The 17,901-nt window shown below is 69.4% G+C and carries 16 protein-coding genes; 9 read left to right on the top strand and 7 right to left on the bottom strand.

The window, feature by feature from the left end; translation table 11 throughout:
- The first annotated feature begins 4 nt into the window (after window positions 1-4).
- Window positions 5-2,761, top strand: a complete 2,757-nt coding sequence (locus CRP56_RS00390) for an alkaline phosphatase family protein (protein WP_097259437.1) — start codon at window positions 5-7, stop codon at window positions 2,759-2,761.
- A 582-nt stretch (window positions 2,762-3,343) separates the two neighbouring features.
- Here CRP56_RS00390 and CRP56_RS47425 read toward each other — a convergent pair.
- Window positions 3,344-3,910 (bottom strand): recombinase family protein, encoded by a 567-nt coding sequence (locus CRP56_RS47425; protein ID WP_218877945.1) that lies wholly within the window; start codon window positions 3,908-3,910, stop codon window positions 3,344-3,346.
- 164 nt (window positions 3,911-4,074) lie between these two features.
- On the opposite strand from CRP56_RS47425, the gene CRP56_RS00375 reads away from it, so the two are divergent.
- From CRP56_RS00375 to CRP56_RS00340, 6 genes are all read left to right on the top strand, one after another.
- Window positions 4,075-4,989, top strand: coding sequence for an LLM class flavin-dependent oxidoreductase (locus CRP56_RS00375; RefSeq protein WP_097259435.1), 915 nt, complete (start codon window positions 4,075-4,077; stop codon window positions 4,987-4,989).
- Window positions 4,990-5,901: 912 nt separating this feature from the next.
- Window positions 5,902-6,339, top strand: a complete 438-nt coding sequence (locus CRP56_RS47085) for a hypothetical protein (RefSeq protein WP_143664875.1) — start codon at window positions 5,902-5,904, stop codon at window positions 6,337-6,339.
- Window positions 6,340-6,478: 139 nt separating this feature from the next.
- A complete protein-coding gene (locus tag CRP56_RS00360) occupies window positions 6,479-6,661 on the top strand; it encodes a hypothetical protein (protein WP_097259432.1) in 183 nt (60 codons plus the stop codon).
- Window positions 6,662-6,767: 106 nt separating this feature from the next.
- Window positions 6,768-7,205 carry a hypothetical protein gene (locus CRP56_RS00355; RefSeq protein ID WP_097259431.1) on the top strand — a complete coding sequence of 146 codons (438 nt, stop codon included), beginning with the start codon at window positions 6,768-6,770 and terminating at the stop codon, window positions 7,203-7,205.
- Between the two features lie 51 nt (window positions 7,206-7,256).
- The gene (locus CRP56_RS00350; RefSeq protein ID WP_257039945.1) at window positions 7,257-7,703 is read left to right on the top strand and encodes a hypothetical protein; all 447 of its coding nucleotides are present in this window, start codon (window positions 7,257-7,259) and stop codon (window positions 7,701-7,703) included.
- 608 nt (window positions 7,704-8,311) lie between these two features.
- Window positions 8,312-9,112 (top strand): hypothetical protein, encoded by an 801-nt coding sequence (locus tag CRP56_RS00340; protein WP_097259429.1) that lies wholly within the window; start codon window positions 8,312-8,314, stop codon window positions 9,110-9,112.
- Between the two features lie 109 nt (window positions 9,113-9,221).
- Here CRP56_RS00340 and CRP56_RS00335 read toward each other — a convergent pair whose 3' ends face one another.
- The 6 genes from CRP56_RS00335 to CRP56_RS00310 are packed head-to-tail and all read right to left on the bottom strand — an operon-like array spanning window position 9,222 to window position 15,956.
- The gene (locus CRP56_RS00335) at window positions 9,222-10,241 is read right to left on the bottom strand and encodes an ABC transporter ATP-binding protein (protein ID WP_097259428.1); all 1,020 of its coding nucleotides are present in this window, start codon (window positions 10,239-10,241) and stop codon (window positions 9,222-9,224) included.
- Entirely contained in the window at window positions 10,238-11,308 is a 1,071-nt protein-coding gene (locus CRP56_RS00330) for an ABC transporter ATP-binding protein (RefSeq protein WP_097259427.1), read from the bottom strand. Before CRP56_RS00330 ends, CRP56_RS00335 begins: the two co-directional genes overlap by 4 nt.
- Window positions 11,301-12,269 carry an ABC transporter permease gene (locus CRP56_RS00325; RefSeq protein ID WP_097259426.1) on the bottom strand — a complete coding sequence of 323 codons (969 nt, stop codon included), beginning with the start codon at window positions 12,267-12,269 and terminating at the stop codon, window positions 11,301-11,303. Before CRP56_RS00325 ends, CRP56_RS00330 begins: the two co-directional genes overlap by 8 nt.
- Window positions 12,270-12,276: 7 nt before the next feature.
- The gene (locus CRP56_RS00320; protein WP_097259425.1) at window positions 12,277-13,302 is read right to left on the bottom strand and encodes an ABC transporter permease; all 1,026 of its coding nucleotides are present in this window, start codon (window positions 13,300-13,302) and stop codon (window positions 12,277-12,279) included.
- Complete coding sequence (locus CRP56_RS00315) at window positions 13,299-15,023, bottom strand: ABC transporter substrate-binding protein (protein WP_097259424.1); 1,725 nt, start codon at window positions 15,021-15,023, stop codon at window positions 13,299-13,301. Before CRP56_RS00315 ends, CRP56_RS00320 begins: the two co-directional genes overlap by 4 nt.
- A 36-nt stretch (window positions 15,024-15,059) precedes the next feature.
- Window positions 15,060-15,956, bottom strand: a complete 897-nt coding sequence (locus CRP56_RS00310) for a proline iminopeptidase-family hydrolase (RefSeq protein WP_097259423.1) — start codon at window positions 15,954-15,956, stop codon at window positions 15,060-15,062.
- Between the two features lie 240 nt (window positions 15,957-16,196).
- Here CRP56_RS00310 and CRP56_RS00305 point away from each other — a divergent pair, with 240 nt between their 5' ends.
- The gene (locus CRP56_RS00305) at window positions 16,197-16,964 is read left to right on the top strand and encodes a FadR/GntR family transcriptional regulator (RefSeq protein WP_257039944.1); all 768 of its coding nucleotides are present in this window, start codon (window positions 16,197-16,199) and stop codon (window positions 16,962-16,964) included.
- A gap of 111 nt (window positions 16,965-17,075) precedes the next feature.
- Complete coding sequence (locus tag CRP56_RS00300; protein ID WP_179850908.1) at window positions 17,076-17,378, top strand: hypothetical protein; 303 nt, start codon at window positions 17,076-17,078, stop codon at window positions 17,376-17,378.
- Window positions 17,379-17,901: the final 523 nt, after the last annotated feature.

Here is a 17,901-nt window from a genome sequence, read left to right as displayed (position 1 = left end):
GTCCATGCAGGTAACACGGCTGCGCCGGGTTAACGAGAAAGAGCAGGTCAGCCTCTTCGGCAGACGCGTCGGCCGGCGCACCCTCATGGTGACGGCGGGCATCACCGTCGCGCTCGGCGTCACGGGGACCGCCGTCGCCTCGACGTGGCAGTTCGGCACCCAGCAGGTCGCCCAGATCACCCGCGACGGCCAGGTCCTCCCCAGCGACCAGTACATCAAGCCGTACGGCGACCGCACCGTCATCAACGACGGCAAGATCATGTCGTCCACGGTCAGCCCGGACGGCACCCACCTCGCGGCCTCGGTCGCCGACGGCGACGCCTCGCTGGTCGTCCTCGACCTCGCGACCGGTCAGGTGAAGCAGAAGGTCGGCACCAACGCGGCGGACGACCTGCGCATCAAGACCGGTTCCGTCGGCCAGGAGGGTCCGACGTACTCGCCCGACGGCACGCAGCTGTGGCTGGGCCAGGCCGACGGCTACACCAAGTTCACCGTGGGCGCGGACGGCACCCTCGCCAACCCGGTGACCGTCTCCATCCCGGCCGACGGCACCAAGCACGCGCTGGTGGGCGCGGCGCTCTTCTCCGCCGACGGCTCCACCGTGTACTGCGCGGTCAACGGCCAGAACCGGGTCGTCGCCATCGACGCGGCCAGCGGAACCATCAAGCAGAGCTGGGCCGTCGGCAACGCCCCGCGCGGTCTCGCCCTGGTGGGCGGCAAGCTCTACGTCAGCAACGAGGGCGGGCGCCCGGCCAAGGCCGGCGAGACCACCATGAACTCCTACGGCACCCAGGTGCCGGCCAACCCCGACACCGGCGCCGCCACCACCGGCACGGTCAGCGTCATCGACACGTCGGACCCGTCGGCCGCCGTCGGCAGCATCGAGGTCGGCCTGCACCCGACCGCGGTGTACGCCAAGAAGGGAACGGTGTTCGTCACGAACACCGCCGACAACAGCGTCTCGGTCATCGACACGGCCAAGGACAAGGTCGTCCAGACCATCGCCACCCAGCCGTGGCCGGAGGCCTCCGTCGGCTACGAGCCCAACGCCGTGACGCTCACCGACGACGGCCGCCTGTTGGTGACGCTCGGCCGCGCCAACGCCGTCGCCGTCTACCGCTACTCCTCCGCGCAGCTGCCGGCCCGCTACGTCGGCCTGCTCCCCACGGACTACTTCCCCTCGGGGGTCACCACCGTCGGCAAGCAGGTGATCGTCTCCAACACCCGTGGCATCGACGCTCGCCGCCCCACCACCGCCAGTGGTCACAACACCCACGACACCACGTCGAGCCTGACGCAGTTCACGCTGCCCGACGACAAGACCGTCCGCTCGCAGACGGCCAAGGTCTTCAAGCAGAACGGCTGGACGGCCGGCTCGGTCCTCACCGCCAACGGCAAGGGCCACGGCAAGGCGCTGCCGGTCCCGGTGCGCCTGGGCGACCCCTCGACGATCAAGCACGTCTTCCTGCTGGTCAAGGAGAACCGGACCTACGACCAGGTCTTCGGCGACCTGCCGCAGGGCGACGGCGACTCCTCGCTGACGACGTTCGGCGAGAACGTGACGCCCAACCAGCACGCGCTGGCCCAGCAGTTCGGGCTCTACGACAACTTCTACGACGTCGGCACGAACTCCGCCGAGGGCCACAACTGGCTGATGCAGTCGGACAACCCGGAGTACACCGAGTCCTCCGCCGGCGAGTACACGCGCAGCTACGACACCGAGGACGACGTTCTCGGCCACCAGAAGACCGGCTTCATCTGGACCGGCGCCCAGGCGGCCGGCAAGTCCGTCAAGGACTTCGGCGAGTTCCAGTCGATCGAGTCCAAGCCGGCCGGCGCGACCTGGCAGAACCTCTACTGCGACACCAAGAACATGGCCGCGACCGGGGCGCAGACCCAGTACCCCATCAAGACCGGTTCGGCGATCCCGTCGCTCAACAAGGTGGCGGTCCAGGGCTTCCCGCTGTTCGACCTCGATGTCCCGGACATCTACAAGGAACAGATCTGGAAGCAGGACTTCGAGAAGAACGGTCCGGCGAACCTGAACATGTTCTGGTTCTCCAACGACCACACCGGCGGCCCGGCGAACGCCTCCGCCGAGGTCGCCGACAACGACCTCGCGGTCGGCCGCATGGTCGACGAGATCACGCACAGCAAGTACTGGAAGGACTCGGCGATCTTCGTCGTCGAGGACGACTCCCAGAACGGCCTCGACCACATCGACGGCCACCGTGCGCCGGTCCAGGTCATCAGCCCGTACGCCCAGCACGGCACCGTCGACAACCACTACTACTCGCAGATCACGATGGTCCGCACCATCGAGCAGATCCTCGGCATCCACCCGATGAACCAGCTCGACAGCGCGGCCACCCCGATGTACGGGGCCTTCACCCCGAAGGCGAACTACATCCCCTTCACCGCGGTGCCCAACCGGACCTCGCTGACCCTCGGCGTGAGCCCCCAGCCCACCTGTGGTTCGGACACCCCGGCGGCGCAGGACAAGCAGGCGGCCGCCGCGCCGACGACCACCGCGGTGCCTCAGGCGGCTCAGACGGTCGCGGCGCAGTGGAAGGCCTGGGCCTCGCACCAGCGCCTGACCGGCCCGAACGCCGTGCCGGACTACGCCAACCCCGAGCAGATGAACCGTTACACCTGGTACCAGACGCACAACTTCACCAAGCCGTACCCCGGCGACAAGAAGGTCTACGCGCCGAACGCGGTACCCGGCGCCTACCTCCCGGCGCCGGAGTCCGACGGCTGACCGAGCGTCTCTGATCAGCTGAGTGATCCTGTGTGATCCGCGTGTTGCGGGATCGGTTGGATCGTTTGCCAGCGTGGCGGGGTGGCGTGGGCGTGGAGGTGGAATCCAGCGCCCAACGCTGCCCCGCTCGGCTTGTGCCGCCTGGTGGTCTTGCTGATCGTCTTCACGCCCTGGTGCCGGTGGGCTGCGCGGGGCAGCCGCTTCCGGCCCGGTGGTGCGTGCCCCTCCGGACGCTGGCCCGCCCGGCCACGGGGCCGGGTGGGGGAGGGTGCCCCGCGTCGCCTGGGTGCGGGGCGTGTGGTTCGGTTCCGGGTCGGGCCGGTCTTCGACCGGTCGCCCCCGGTGGCCGTGGGTGTGATGACCGCTTTGGCTTCGAGCTTGTCCACCACGGCGCGGATGGTCATGGTGCCGGTGGCACGGTCAACGACGGTCTTGGCCTGGTGGGCGAGTCCGCGTGTCGCGATGCGCCGCCATGCGCCTTGGTCGCGGTCGCCCTGCCAGCGGCAGGGCGGGTTGGGGCAGATCGCCCACTTCCAGCCGGGCACGGTGGACCGGTCGGGGCTTTGCGGTGGCGTAGCGGGCTCAGGCAGTGCGGGCAGTGCTTGGAGGTGTTGCGTGCCGGAACGGTTGCCACGGCGATCCCGGCTTCCGCCGCCAGGTGGTGCATGCGGTCGGCGATCTGACCGCGCACGTGCTGCGACAAGCGGGTGTTGTGGGTGCGGCCCATGCCCTTGCCTCCATCGAGCGGAGGTCTGCGCCGTACACGGCCAGCAGGTGCCCCAGCCAGCCGACCCCGAACCGTGCGAGCCGGTCCTCGTGCGAGACATGCACGACCGTCACCGAGCCATCGGCGACGGCTCGCAGCAGACGGTTGAGACCTGGCCGGTCCTCCCGCAGGCCCGACGCCCGGTCACGGAAGACCTTGACGATCTCACCAGTGGAGGTGGCCCGCAGCTCCATCTCCTGTGCTCCCAGCGAGGATTCCTGCCCGCTGGAGCCGGACACGCGCACGTACAGGCCCTCCAGGCGGACACACTCACTACCGGTGGAAACCGTCATCGCCTCGACGTCGATCGAGGAGAACCGGCGCTCACGGCCAACCCAAGTAACCGGAATCTTCCCCGAGTCAGCCCGCAGACGAAGCGTCACCGGGTGAACACCGAGACGCTTCGCGGGCCCTTGAGAGTCGGAGGAGTTCCACAGAGTGACCATATGAACACTGAGGGTTCTCAAGTGAATCAGTGAGCCTCATCCCGACGAAGCCTCATCCGGACAGGGCTGCCTGCGACAGTGTTCATCGATACGTTGGAGGCATGCGCTTTGCTATCTCCATCCCCCAGTTCTACCTGGACGGCGAGTTCGATCCCGGAGCCTTCCGCGCATACCTCGCGCGGGTCGAGGACCTCGGGTACCACAGCGTCTGGGCGCAGGAGTCACCAATCGGCACCGGGGCGTTGCTGTCGCCGATGGAGGCCATGACGTACGCCGCCGCGTGCACGACCCGGCTACGGCTGGGGACGACCGTCTTCGTGAGCACACTCCACCAGCCCGTCCACTTCGCGAAGGCGCTGGCGACCATCGACCAGATGAGCGGAGGCCGACTGGAGGTGGGCGTCGGCTCCGGCGGCCCGAACCGGCCGTTCGCCGCGTTCGGCATGGACAAGGCCCGGTACCTCGCGCGGTTCACCGAGGGCATCGACCTCGTCAAGGCGCTGTGGACGCGACCGAGCGTCACCTTCGCCGGCGAGTTCTGGCAGCTCGAGGACGCCGCGATGGAGCCCAAGCCGCTCCAGAAGCCGCATCCGCCGCTGTGGTTCGGTGGATCGAGCGAGTCGGCGCTGCGGCGCGCGGTGCGGCTGGGGGACGGGTTCTTCGGCGCCGGATCCTCCACCACGGCCGCCTTCCGTGAGCAGGTCGCGTTCGTCGCCGCGGAGGCGGCCAAGGTGGGCAGGGCGGACTTCCCGGTCGCCAAGCGGATCTACATCGACATCGACGAGGACGCCGAGCGGGCACGGGAGCGGACCAACGCCGGACTGGCCCGTGTCTACGGTCGCCGGATCGCCAGCATCGAGGCCGCCGCGGTCGCCGGGACCCTGGACGAGTGCGTGGCGGGCGTCCGCGAGGTGATCGACGCCGGCGCGGAACTTGTCCTGTTCACCCCGCTCGGCGACCCCGCGCCGCTCGCGGAGCGCATCGCCGCCGAGGTGATCCCTGCGCTCTCCGTTTGATGTCGCGCGGACGCAAGCTGCGGCAGTGCCCCCTCTTCGGGTGAGGCGTGACCTCGGTGAGGCGTCGTCAACCTCCTGGATCGGAACGGATGTTGCCGGTCAGGAGACCGGCCGACCCTGACCAGACCATCGACCAGGTCAGGCCGACCACGGTCACGATGAGGACACAAACCGTGTGGTCAGGGCATGGTCAGCCTGACCACCCCCTGACCACGGGCACTTGCGAGGCAGGTGAGCGGACACCGCCGCGTGTCTGTGCAACAAAGCGTGCGCACGGAGGGGGCGGCGTCGGTATGCGCAGTGGGGGGTTTGGACATGCGCAGCACAGAAGGTGCCGCAGCGGGCTGCGCGGACATGCGCATTCAGCGGTACCTGGGCCTGTCCGGCGCTGCGCAATGAAGCGGCCTGACCACGGCTGAGCACGGCGGATGTTGCTCGGATTGTGACCGTGGTCGGCCTGACCTGGTCGATGGTCTGGTCAGGGCCGCCGGATGCCCTTGAGGGCATGGACCTCACCTGCGCGCGTGCACGGAAAAGCCCTGACCGTATCCCTCTCCGCGGCAAGCAGCACGACGTCGCCGCGACCGGCTTCACGACGCATGGGGGAGCGCAGTGAGCCACGGAGCGGGGATCCGCCGGGGCGTGATGGCCGGTGATCAGTTCACCCAGGTCGCCAACGCCTTGTTCCGGGACGGCCGTCGTCCTACAAGGCGAAAGGGATCTTCGGATACATCAGCACCCATGCCCCCACGGCGAGCGCACGCCGGGCGTGGCGGCAGCACCGCCTGAAGGGACGGGCCGGCCGACGCCGGATGACCCGGGCACGCAGCTGCTGCTGTCGATCAGCTCCGCCCACCCCGAACTGCTCCTGCAGGAAAAGGCTCTGCATGACCAGGGCCGGTGGTCACCGCGATGCTCGAGGCCGGCTGGAGCACCAGGCAGCTGCGCCATGTCATCACCAGCCGCCCGCTGCCGGGCCGGATCCGCACCTCCGTCGACGCGATCGTCGCCGCCCGCCTGCGCTCCGCCCAGCTCTATCCGCCCCCGGCCACCGCCAGCACCGGCCGGGAGGAGGCGGTTGCGTGGACAGTGCAGTCCTCAACACCATCGGCCGCCGACCGCACCGTCGATGAGGCGATCGCCTACCGGGCGCTCGTGGAGTGCTCCGGTTGCGGCAGGCCCGGCACCGCCCCCGATGAGGGCCTGTGCCCGGCCTGCCCGGGCTGGCCGCTGTGCCGCACCTGTCCCGGTCCGACTCCCCGGCGCGCTCACCCCGACGGGGACGGCTGCTGCTCGACCTGCGCCTCCGCCCTGACCGTGACCGGCCTTCTGGAAGCGAGCCCGTCATGACCGACACGCCCCGCATGCCACCGCAGACGGCCCCGGGCAGCCTCTACGTCCTTTCGCCCGTCAGCCGCGACGCTGGAGGGAAGAACAGTCCCGTGTGCTGCGTCGAGGTCATGTCTGCCCGGGCGCAGGATGCGCTGGCATGTGTGAGCCCGCACTCGTGGTGGAGCGCACCGGCTGGGGGCGGCTTGCCTGGACCGTGCCCGACGACGGCACACTGCCCCAACACCCGCAGCAGGTCGGCGTGATCATCCCAGATGCGACGCTGACGCAGCGGCTGGCCTTGCGCTGGCTGACCCGCCATCCCGCCACCCTGATCGCCTGACCACCCATAGCTCCGCGTCGCTACGGCTTTCCGCGATGACCGCGGCGGCTACAAGTCTCTTTGCTGCCCTGCATACACACTGCTGAGCGGCATCCCTGTCGTCCTCGTGCTGCCGGTGGTGCTCCTCGCCCCGGCGCTCACCGAGCGCCTGCCTGACCAGCTCGACGACCGGGCCGCACGGCATGTGCGCAGTGTTGAAGACGCCGCCGTCTGCCGCTACCTGCAGCGGCTTGCCGAACTGCACACCCGGCTCGTCCAGGCTGCTGCCGACAACGACGCCGAGCGGCTGCGCCGCTGGGCCGAGATGGGTCACCGCCTCCTGCGGGACGCCGCCAGTCTGCTCCAGACAGCAGACACCGAGTCCGCCTCGGCCGGGCTCATCGACATCGAGCGGCTGATGGCCCAGCTCGCCGGCCAAGTTACCCAGTCCCTCAGCCCTGCTGCTGCCGCAGCGCAGGCGAGCCTGCAAGACCGCCACCAGCCGCATGGCGGGACAGGCCCGTTGGGCTCGCTCCCGCCCGCCTTCGAGCCCGCGGCCCAATAATCGGCTCATTTGCCTGCGGCCGCCACTTCACCGCTGAAGGGAGCCCACCCCATGCCCCGGAGCCAGACCGACGCTCCGGCCCGGACCACGGGCACCTATTTCCTCTTCGCGCACGAGCCGTACTACCCCAGCCTCGGCACCCAGGAGACCAACACCATCGTGGTCGCCGCAGACACCCTGCTCCACCCCCAGGTGCAACAGCCCGACGGCGCCCGCATCCACGAGCTCCTCACCTGGGCGCGCACACCGGGCGAGATTATCCCGCTCTCCACGCTCACCCATGAACTGGGCGGCGGTGCCGACTGGCACCAGGTCGGCGACTGGGAGACAGTCACCACCGACCTCGTCCATCTCGTCCGCGCAGGGAAATGCGACACCCTCAGCCTAGGCTTGCCCGAGGTTGGACGTTCTGGCTTGGCGAGGGACTGCTTGCGCCGATCATCCGACGGGCGTAAGAAGCCCACCGCTCGTGACGGCTCAAGGCCTGTCCCGCAATGATCTTCGGGCGCGTCGGCCGGTCACGGTGTGATGGCTGGCCTACCTGACGTCCCGTCGGAGCCGATTGCGGAGTTCAGCATGCGCAAGGCGTCATCGCATTGCTGATGGTCGAACCGGAACAGACCGAAGGCCGTGTAATCGCGGGTCTTGCGATGGGGTTGCTCAGAAGAGCCCCAGATCACGAGGACTGCAGGTGCGGCGCGTATGAACGACGTGCCAAGCCCGCACAGGGCAGCAGCGCGCCCATTGGGACGGCCACACCGCCGAAGAGAAGTACGCCAGGACCGCCACCCTCAGTGGCGGCGCTCCTCTGGCCACGGCGAGGCCCTACGCCGACCGAACTCAACCGCCCGCTCCGTAAAGCGTCGGCGCAACCACGCCATCCAAAGCGCCAACGGGGTCACGACAAGGCCCATCGCCAGCGCCCTCCACCAGGCGATGCCACTCCCGGAGAAGCGCAGAGCCAACACGGCAAACACGTAGATCACCAAGGCGACCAGGACAGTTCGCAGTCTCTTCGTGAGATTCACCCAGACCGGGTACCCCGCACCAGCGAGCACAACGAAGGAGCGCTCAGTCCACTACGACAGCAGGCACGCCCGGAGGCGGTGGCCGACCGCGCGGTGCGCCTGGCACTGAACCTCGACGTCTCGGGCAACGAGCACTCCCCGCACTACCGCGCCATGGCCCTGGCTCATCTCTGCGAACACCTCCCCGCCCACTCGATCCTTCCGGTCGGCCTTCAACTACTGGGCCTGCATGGTGAGGTGATGGTCCCGGCGCTACGGAAGCTGGCGTCGCGCATGTCCGGGGCAGAACTCCATCAGATGATGGAGGCCGCCGAGACGCTGTACAACGACTACGGCCAGGCCAAAGTACTCCTCGCTCTCGCCCCTCAGTTCCCTGAGCCGGGCAGGCGAGAGGTGTTGCAGGACCTTCATCACTTCGCCCAGGACATCGACGACCCCCTGCTGCGCTGTCAGTTGACGATCCTCATCGCGTCCTGTCTGCCGGAGGCCGAGGCCCTGCCCGTCCTCGCCGACGCGCACGCCCAGGCCAGGCTCGTCGCCGAAGTGGAGGCACGCACAAAGGTGTTGACGGACACCGCCGGCGCGCTACCCCCGGAGCGCCGGGCCGAGGTCTGCTACGAGGCACTGGCCGCGGCAAGTGCCGGCCACGCCGACGACGTCCACCTCATGGGCCGGATCGCACTCGCCGCGTCCCCCTCGGTCACTCCCGTCTGGCAGGACTTCTGGCGCCCGGCACTGCACCGCGCGGCCGGTGTCAGCCGGGTCGAGGTCGCCCGTCAAGTCGCGGATGCCGCACGGGACATCGTCCGCCTGGGCGCCGAGGCGACCCCGGCTGCCGTCATGACGGTTCTGGACGACGTGATCCGGTGGTGGCCGTGATCACGGACTTCACAGCATATGGCGCACCTCGTGCGGCCGATGGGGCGCCGGCGCTTGCCCACGGTGTAGCAGTCGCCACTCAAGCCGTTTCCCACGGCTTGGCGGGCGGTCAGCCGGTCAGTGGGTAGTGGCAGGCAACGCGGCGTCCTGCGGGCGTCGGTGTGAGCCGGGGGCGCTCCACGGCGCAACGCTCGCGTGCGTAGGGGCAGCGGGTGCGGAAGGGGCAGCCCGTCGGCTTGTCCACCGGGTTGGGTACCTCGCCGGTGAGGACGATGCGTTCCCTGGGTGGTGCGTCCGGCGCGCTGCCGTCGTCGATGTCCGGCACCGCGGACAGCAGTGCCTGTGTGTAGGGGTGGGCGGGGGCCTCGAACAGGGCTTCCGTACCGGCGAGTTCGACGATCTCGCCGAGGTACATGACGGCGATCCGGTCCGACACATGGCGGACCACGCCGAGGTCGTGCGCGATGAAGACGTAGGTGAGCGCGAACTCCTCCTGGAGGTCGGCGAACAGGTTCAGCACCTGGGCCTGGATCGACACGTCGAGCGCGGACACCGGCTCGTCGGCGACGATGAGCTTCGGGTTGGTGGCCAACGCCCGGGCGATTCCGATGCGTTGGCGCTGGCCGCCGGAGAACTCGTGCGGATAGCGGTCCAGGTGCGCCGCGGCCAGTCCTACGACGTCGAAGAGCTCGGCGACCCGGCGGCGGACGGTGGTGGCGTCGCCGTAGCGGTGCACGAGCAGCGGCTCGGCCACGATGTCGCCGGCGCGGCGGCGGGGGTTGAGCGAGGCCTGCGGGTCCTGGAAGACCAGCTGCATGCCCGGGCGCACGGGCCGCAGTCGGCGCGTGGACAGGGCGCTGATGTCCTGCCCGTCGAACTCGACCCGGCCGCCGGTGAGTTCGGTGAGCCGGACCAGGCAGCGGCCCAGGGTGGACTTGCCGCAGCCCGACTCGCCGACGATGCCCAGGGTTTCGCCGGTGTGGACGTCGAGCGACACTCCGTCCACGGCTCGTAGGACCTTGCGGCGGCGGGGGAGTGGGTAGTGCTTGGTGACGTCGGTGGCGCGCAGCAGGACGTCGCCCGCGGGAGGCGCGCCCTCGTCCACCGCCACGATGTCCTGTGCCGTCACTTCGCCGCCTCCGTGTCGATGTCCGCCGGGCCGGTCGCCCCCGCCTCCGAGTTCGTGTTCGCCGGGCCGGTCGCCGCCCCCCGTGCCGTCAGGCGCAGAGCCGCGCGCTCGTCCGGTGGCAGCCAGCAGGCGTCGCGGTGGCTGTCGCCGGACAGAGCGGGGCGCTCCTCGCACCGCTCGTGACGCAGTCGGCAGCGCGGTGCGAACGCGCATCTCTCCGGAAGACTGCCGGGCGAGACCGGCATGCCCGCGATGGTCGGCAGCCGGTGCAGCCGGGGACCGCCGACGCGAGGCACCGAGTCCAGCAGGCCCCAGGTGTAGGGGTGCCGCGGGCCGTGGAACACCGCCCGGCGCGGGCCCTCCTCGGCCGCCCGGCCGCCGTACATCACCAGGACCCGGTCGGCGATCTGGGAGACCACCCCCATGTCGTGCGTGATGAGCACGACGGCCGCGCCGTCGGCGTTCAACTCCCGCATCAGGTCGAGGATCTGGGCCTGGACGGTGACATCCAGCGCAGTCGTCGGTTCGTCGGCGATGAGCAGCGCGGGGCTGCAGGAGAGGGCCATCGCGATGACCGCGCGCTGGCGCATGCCGCCGGAGAACTCGTGCGGGTAGGCGTTCACCCGGGAGGCCGCGTCGGGGATGCCGACGTCGGAGAGCAGCTGGACCGCGCGGGCCTGCGCCGCCCTGCGGGACACCTGCTCGTGCGCACGTATCTGCTCGGCGATCTGCCAGCCGACCGTGTACACGGGGGTCAGCGCGGTCATCGGGTCCTGGAAGACCATGGCGACCTCCCGGCCCCGTATCGCACGCATCTCCTTGTCGGGAAGGGCGAGCAAGTCGCGGCCACGGAAGTGGACTTCGCCCGACACCGTGACGTTGGGGTTGGTCAGCAGGCGCAGGACGGCCAGCATCGACACGCTCTTGCCGGAGCCCGACTCGCCCACCACGCCCAGGACTTCGCCGGGTGCGACGGTGAAGGAGAGGCCGTCGACGGCCGTGACCGGGCCGGTGCGGGTGCGGAAGGAGACCCGCAGGTCGCGTACGTCCAGCAGTGGTTCAGGCATGGCGGGCCCTCGGGTCGAGTCGCGCGTACAGGATGTCCACCAGGGCGTTGGCGAGGACCACGAAGAAGGCCGCGTACAGAACGGTCCCCATGATCACGGGCAGGTCGAGGTTCTGCAGGGCGTCGAAGGTGAGCTTGCCGATGCCGGGCAGGCCGAAGACCACCTCGGTGAGCAGCGCCGCGCCGCCCACGAGGGCGCCGAAGTCCAGGCCGAACAGCGACACGATCGGGATCAGCGAGCAGCGCAGGGCGTGGCGCAGCAGGATCCGGCGCTCGGACAGGCCCTTGGCGCGGGCCGTGCGGACGTAGTCCTCGTTGAGGGCGGTGATGACCTCGCCGCGCAGGAGGCGGGCGTAGATCCCGGCGTACAGCAGGGCCAGGGTCAGCCAGGGGAAGAGCATGTGCAGCGCCCACTGGCCCGGGTCCTGACTCAGGCCGACGTAGCCGGGCGGTGGTACCCAGGAGAAGACCGAACTGTGCAACTGCTTCTGGGTGATGAGGTTGACGACCTCGCCGAGCCAGTAGGCGGGCAGCGAGACGCCGACGACGCCCACGAGCATGATCAGCGGGTCGGCCGCCTTGCCGCGCAGCGTTGCCGCGGCCGTGCCCATGAGGATGCCGGCCACCATCCAGATCACCGCGGCGCCGACGACCAGCGACAGGGTCACGGGGGTGGCCTGCACGATCTGCGGGATGACCCGGGCGCCGCGGTTGACGAAGGACTCCAGGTCGCGGTCGACGAGGAGGTGGCGCATCATCAGCAGATAGCGGATCGGCATCGGGCGGTCGAGGCCGAAGGAGTGCCGCACCTGGGCGAGGGTGGCAGGGTCGGCGTTGCGGCCCGCGATGCGTGCCGCGGGGTCGACTCCCGGAGTGGCGAAGAAGATCAGGAACACCAGGACGCTGATCGCGAACATCACGAGCAGGGCCGAGCCGAACCGCTTGAGCGCGAAGGAGAGCATGGCAGCGTCACACCCCTCCGCGCAGCCGAGCGCTCGGGTCGAGCGCGTCGCGTACCCCGTCACCCAGGACGTTGAGGGCCGCCGTGGTGAGCGCGATGAGCAGACCGAGGGCGATCGTCACCGTCGGGCGGGTGTAGAGCAGGCCCAGACCGTCCTCGATGATCGTGCCCCAGCTGGCGTCGGGCGGCTGCACGCCGACGGACAGGAAGGACAGTGCCGACTCGGTGAGCATGGCCAGCGCGGTCATCAGCGGGACGAACACGATCGCCGTGGGCAGCACGTTCGGCAGCACCTCCCGGCGCAGGATGCGCAGGGTGGGCGCGCCGGATCCGACGGCCGCGTGGATGAACTCCTTGTTGCGCAGCACCAGCACCTGACCGCGCAACGGCCGTGCTATGTACGGGACATAGATCGCCGCGATGATCGCGACGGGCAGCCACAGGCTCCCCGCGTCGACGGTGAGCGGGCCCAGCTTGAGACCGTTGGTGAGCAGGACCACCGACAGAGAGATGGCCAGCAGGTACACCGGGAACGCCCAGATGACGTCCAGAATCCGGGAGATGACGGAGTCCACGGCGCCGCCCACGTATCCGGCGACGACCCCGACGGCCGTACCGACGACGCAGGTGAGCAGAGCCGCGGTGACACCGATGAACAGGCTCGTACGGCCGCCGTAGAGCAGGCGTGCCATGACGTCGCGGCCCTGGTTGTCGGCACCGAGGAAGTAGTGGGCGGGGTCCCAGGTCGGGCCGATGGGCGTGACGCCGAGGCCGAGGCCGGTGCTGCTCGGGGTGAGCACCGGCACGGTCTTGCCGTCGATGACCGTGGTGCCGGAGACGTGGGACTGGAAGGGGTCGGTGTGGGCGATGTGGGACGCGTACAGGGGCGCGCACAGCGTGGCCACGACGACGATCAGCAGGACGACGGCCGCGGCCAGCGCCGGCCTGTTGCGCACCAGGTCGGCGGCGGCCGTCCGCCAGGGGCCCGGCGAGCGCCGGGCCTCAGCGGTCAACAGGGGCTCTGAGGCGGTCATTTGACCCACAGCTGCCCGACGAGCATGTAGAACTGCTTGCTGAACTGGTAGTTGCCGACCCGCTTCGACGTGAAGTCGACGAGCTTGGGGTTGATCAGCGGGACGACCGGCGACTCGGCCATGACTTGCTGGTCGATGGCGCCCCACTGCTGGTTCGCGCTCTTCGCGTCGGTCTGTGCGGTCTTCAGCGCCGTGTGCATCTTCGTGTCGATGCCCTTGTCGCAGAAGCCGGAGATGTTGATGCTCGAGTCGCTGCCCGGGTGGTAACTGGCGCAGGACAGGAGCACGTTGAGGAAGTCCGAGGCCGCCGGATAGTCCTGGTACCAGGACGTCAGCGCCAACTGCACCTTGTTCTTGGTGTTCTGGATGTAGGTGAACTGGATGTTCGGCGACAGCGGCTTGAGCTTCGCCTTGTAGCCGAGCTGAGTGAGCAGGCTCTGCAGGTACTGCCCGATCGACTTGTTGACGTCGTCGTCCTGGACGACGATGCCGACCTCCTGCCCGGCCGTACCGGACTTCTTCACCAGCTCCTTGGCCTTGGCGAGATCCGCGGCCTTCCAGGTGGTGCCGCCGCCCTTGGTGTAGTCGCACGAGTCGACGTGCCCGGGGAAGCCCGGCGGCAGGATGGTGCACGCGGGAGAGGCCAGGTTGGTGCCGCCGTACAGCTGGACCACGGCCGCCCGGTCGACGGCGTAGTTGATGGCCTGACGTGCCAACTTGTTGTTGAACGGCGCCATGTTGACGTTGAGCGTCGCGTACCAGAACGCGGTCAGCGGGTTCACATGCGTCTGGGAGGCGTACTTGGTGCCCATCTCGTTCAGCCGGTCGGTGGGCGGCGCGTCGAACATCCAGTCCGCCTGGCCGTTCTCGACGGCGGTGACCTCGGACTCCACCGTCTGCCCGAAGGTGTAGTCGATGACGTCCGGATAGCCCTGCGGCGACGCCTGCCGCGACCACTCCTTGAAGTGCGGGTTGCGCACCAGCTTCAGCTCGCGGTTCGGATCGTAGGAGGCGGCCATGTACGCGCCGGTCGACGGCAGCGGCTTGGTGCCGGCGTCCTTCGTGGGCGAATCCTTCGGTACGACGCTGGCGTGCGGGACGGCCAGTTTGTACGGGAACTCCGAATCCGCGGCGGTGAGGTTGATGGTGACCGTGTTGGCCTTCGCGTCGCCGATCACGCCCTTGGACAGGGTGCAGGAGGCCGGCTTCTTGATGCAGGCGTCGGCGCCGACGATGCCGTTGTAGAAGGTGCCGGCGGTGGGGCTGGAGACCTTGAAGATGCGCTGGAAGGACGCCACCACGTCATCGGTGGTCAGCGCCTTGCCGTTGGAGAAGGTGATGCCCTTGCGGAGCGTGAAGGTGTACGTCCTGCCGCCGTTGGTCACCTTCGGCATCGCCGCCGCCAGGTCCGGGACGACGGTGAACGACTCCTGGCCGCCGACCTTCTTGAACGCGAGCAGACCGTCGTACATCGACTGGTACAACTGCCAGTACTGCAGCGTGTAGTTGACCTGTGGGTCGAGGGTGCCGGCGGCCGCATGGGCCATCAGCTGCAGGGTGCCGCCCTGGTGCTGCGGCTGGAAGGCGGAGGACCCGGAGCCGGATGAGGACGCGCTCGGGTTGTCGGAGGAGTCGCTGTCGGAGGACGAACAGGCGGCGGCGGTCAGGGCGAGGGCGACGGTGGCGGCGGCGAGCGCGCCCCGTCTCGTGCTGCGGGACATCGCAATGAACTCCCGTCGGGGGAAGGGCCGTTGGAGTCAGTCGGTGGAGTCGAGGAAGGAGCCCACGACCCGGAGGTAGAGCTCTTCTTCTTCGACGTGCGGCATGTGGCTTGAGTGCTCGAACATGTGCCAGCGCACATCGGGGATGTGGTCGGCGAAGGGGCGCAGCGTCTCGGGGGTCGCCTCGTCGTAGCGGCCGGACACCAGCAGGGTGGGTACGTCGATCAGGTGCAGCCGGTCGACGACGGACCAGTCCTTGAGCGTGCCGACGACATGGAACTCGTTCGGCCCGTTCATGGTGTGGTACACGGTCGGATCGGCCGCGATGTTGTCCCAAGTGGCCTGCACTTCGGGCGGGTTGGGTGTCAGGCGGCACACGTGGCGCTCGTTGAAGACCTGCTCGGCCGCGCGGTAGGCGGGGTCGTCGGTGGTTCCGGCGGCCTCGTGGGCGAGCAGGGTGTGCTGGACCTCCGCGGGCAGTTCGGCGCGCAGTTCGGCCGCCGCCTTCAGCCACAGCTCCATGGACGCGGGGGAGTTGGCGATGACCAGACCCCGCAGTCCGGTCGGGCGCCGTACGGCGTGCTCGGCGGCGAGCATGCCGCCCCAGGACTGGCCGAGCAGGTGGTAACCGTCTGCGATGCCCAACGCCTTGAGGAGGTTGTCGAGTTCGTCGAGGAAGAGCTGGACGGTCCAGAAGTCGGCGCCCTTGTCGGGCAGATGGGTGGACAGTCCGGTGCCGAGCTGGTCGTAGTGCACCACCTGGCGGTCCTGCTGGGCGATGTTCGCGATGCTGAGTGTGTAGTTGTGACCGGCGCCGGGCCCGCCGTGCAGGACCACCAGGGGGGTCCGGCCCGGTTCGCCCGTGATCCGGTACCAGGTGGAATGGCCGTTGAAGTCGACGGTTCCGGTGTGGTTCGGTTCGGGGATCGCCACGAGGAAGCCTCCCGGACCGGCCGGTGCGAGCCGGCCGCTGGCTGAAAACGGTGTGGGTGTGACGGATGGGTGAGATAGTGATTGGGTAAATGGTCAGCGCACAAGACCTTTTAGCGGGGCCGGGCCAAGACGTAACGGCGTGTTTACGTGGCCCGCGTGCGTTAACAAGAGCGGCGAACAAGGGGGAACCAGCTGACATCCGTACCTGAGGCATCCGAACCGGGTGGCGAGTTCTCGCGGGTGCTCGACCGTGTCCTCCTCGGCGGCGCACCCTCGCCCGAGCTGCGCCCGGTGCGGGTGGCCTCCGCCGTCGACGAGGTCTCGGATCGGCTGCTCACCGCGATCGCCGTAGGAGACTTCCTGCCGGGCGAACGGCTGCCGGTGGAACGCGAGTTGATCCAGCTGCTGCGGGTCAGCCGCCCCACCGTGCGCGAGGCGATCGCCAGGCTGCAGGCCGTCGGTGTCGTCGAGATCCGCCGCGGCCGCAACGGCGGTGCCTACGTCCGCGACAGCTGGACCGAGTCGACCGCTGCCGCCGTCCGCCACACACTCCTGCCCCGCTGGGAGGAGTTCGAGCAGCTCTTCGACCTGCGCGGGCTGGTGGAGGGCATGGTGGCCGCGACCGCAGCCCGCCGCCGCAGCTCCCAGGACGTCGACTCCATGCGGGACGCCCTGGCCGCCTACCTGTCCGCCCGCACACCGCGCGACGAACAGACCGCGGACAGCGCCTTCCACCAGGCCGTCCGCACCGCCACGGGCAACCCGCAGGTCGTCATGCTCAGCCGCGACCTGCTCGCCCGGATCAGCCTCGGCTTCCCCGTCGAACCCTGGGGCAAGGGCGAACGGACCGACTTCCACCGCGGCGGCGAGGACCACAAGGCGCTCTACGAGGCCATCGCGGCCGGTGAGCCCGAGCGAGCCCAGGAGATCGCCCGGCAGCACTTCATGATCAGCGCCGAGATGATCCGTGACGTGCTGGCACGGGTTCGGGGCGTGGATCCGTCCTGAGGGGCAGCCCTGTCGACCGCATGGTCGTGCCCGTCGATTCGGGGGGACGCTCTCCGTGCAGAGGGTGAGAGAGCGGCACCTGGCCGGTCGGTGCGACGGACTGTGATGACGATGACCGGGGTGTCCACGCTGCTCACCGGGCGGGGTCTGGTCGAGTCACCGCGCTGGCACGGCGACCGGCTGTGCTTCTCCGACTGGACCGCCGGCGAGGTGATGGCCGTAGACCTGGCGGGCCGCAGCGAGGTCGTCGCCCGGGTGCCGTCACTGCCGCTGTGCACCGCCTGCCTCCCTGACGGCGACCGTCCGCTGATCGTCTCCTCGGTCGACGGGCGGCTGCTGCGCCGAGAGCCCGAGGTGCCGATCAGAACCCGGCGGCTGTTGCCGTCGGTTTCGCACCGCACCCGCACGGCATAGCCGCAGCGGGCCGTCATGTCCCGCGTGAGGGCACTCTCCAGCCCGCAGACCCACTCGACGTGCCCTTCCTCGGCGGCCAGGCTGTCCGCCGTTCCACACCGGCGGCGGTAGTCGTTGGGCCGCAGCTCGCAGCGCAGACGTTGATTCGTGGCACGCAGCACGAAGTCCACGGCATCCCCGGAACCGTGCCCGAGGCTGCACAACTCGGCCTGCGCCGCGTGCCCCTGGCCCGGCGGCCACTGCGTCACGTGCGCTTTGATGAACAGGCGATCGGCGCTGTCGACGCCGTTGGCCGTGCGATGGCAAGCCGCACGGCTTCCGTCCCGGTCCGGGAAATGGGAGAAGTGACAGACCTTCGTTTCGGCGGGTGCTGTCCCGGGCCCGGGGTCTGACTCATGACTCTCTTGACCAAGGTGTCCAAGTCACACGGTGTCGGTCGTCGGTCGGGGGAGGGGGGTGCGTTGTCGGTGCCGGGCCAGCTCGGCGTGTCCCCCGAGAGGGGCCTGCCGAGGGATGCACTTGG

Source organism: Streptomyces sp. TLI_55 (assembly GCF_900206255.1).
GTDB lineage: Bacteria > Actinomycetota > Actinomycetes > Streptomycetales > Streptomycetaceae > Streptomyces > Streptomyces aquilus.
The sequence above is the reverse complement of the archived record's forward strand: the minus strand, read 5'-3'. Positions and strand labels throughout refer to the sequence as shown.

Excerpts from the sequence above, each read along its gene's own strand:
- CRP56_RS00390 (WP_097259437.1), top strand. The coding sequence starts at position 5 with ATGCAGGTAACACGGCTGCGCCGGGTTAACGAGAAAGAGCAGGTCAGC.
- CRP56_RS00375 (WP_097259435.1), top strand. The coding sequence starts at position 4,075 with ATGCGCTTTGCTATCTCCATCCCCCAGTTCTACCTGGACGGCGAGTTC.
- CRP56_RS47085 (WP_143664875.1), top strand. The coding sequence starts at position 5,902 with ATGCTCGAGGCCGGCTGGAGCACCAGGCAGCTGCGCCATGTCATCACC.
- CRP56_RS00360 (WP_097259432.1), top strand. The coding sequence starts at position 6,479 with ATGTGTGAGCCCGCACTCGTGGTGGAGCGCACCGGCTGGGGGCGGCTT.
- CRP56_RS00350 (WP_257039945.1), top strand. The coding sequence starts at position 7,257 with ATGCCCCGGAGCCAGACCGACGCTCCGGCCCGGACCACGGGCACCTAT.
- CRP56_RS00330 (WP_097259427.1), bottom strand. The coding sequence starts at position 11,308 with ATGCCTGAACCACTGCTGGACGTACGCGACCTGCGGGTCTCCTTCCGC.
- CRP56_RS00325 (WP_097259426.1), bottom strand. The coding sequence starts at position 12,269 with ATGCTCTCCTTCGCGCTCAAGCGGTTCGGCTCGGCCCTGCTCGTGATG.
- CRP56_RS00320 (WP_097259425.1), bottom strand. The coding sequence starts at position 13,302 with ATGACCGCCTCAGAGCCCCTGTTGACCGCTGAGGCCCGGCGCTCGCCG.
- CRP56_RS00315 (WP_097259424.1), bottom strand. The coding sequence starts at position 15,023 with ATGTCCCGCAGCACGAGACGGGGCGCGCTCGCCGCCGCCACCGTCGCC.
- CRP56_RS00300 (WP_179850908.1), top strand. The coding sequence starts at position 17,076 with ATGACCGGGGTGTCCACGCTGCTCACCGGGCGGGGTCTGGTCGAGTCA.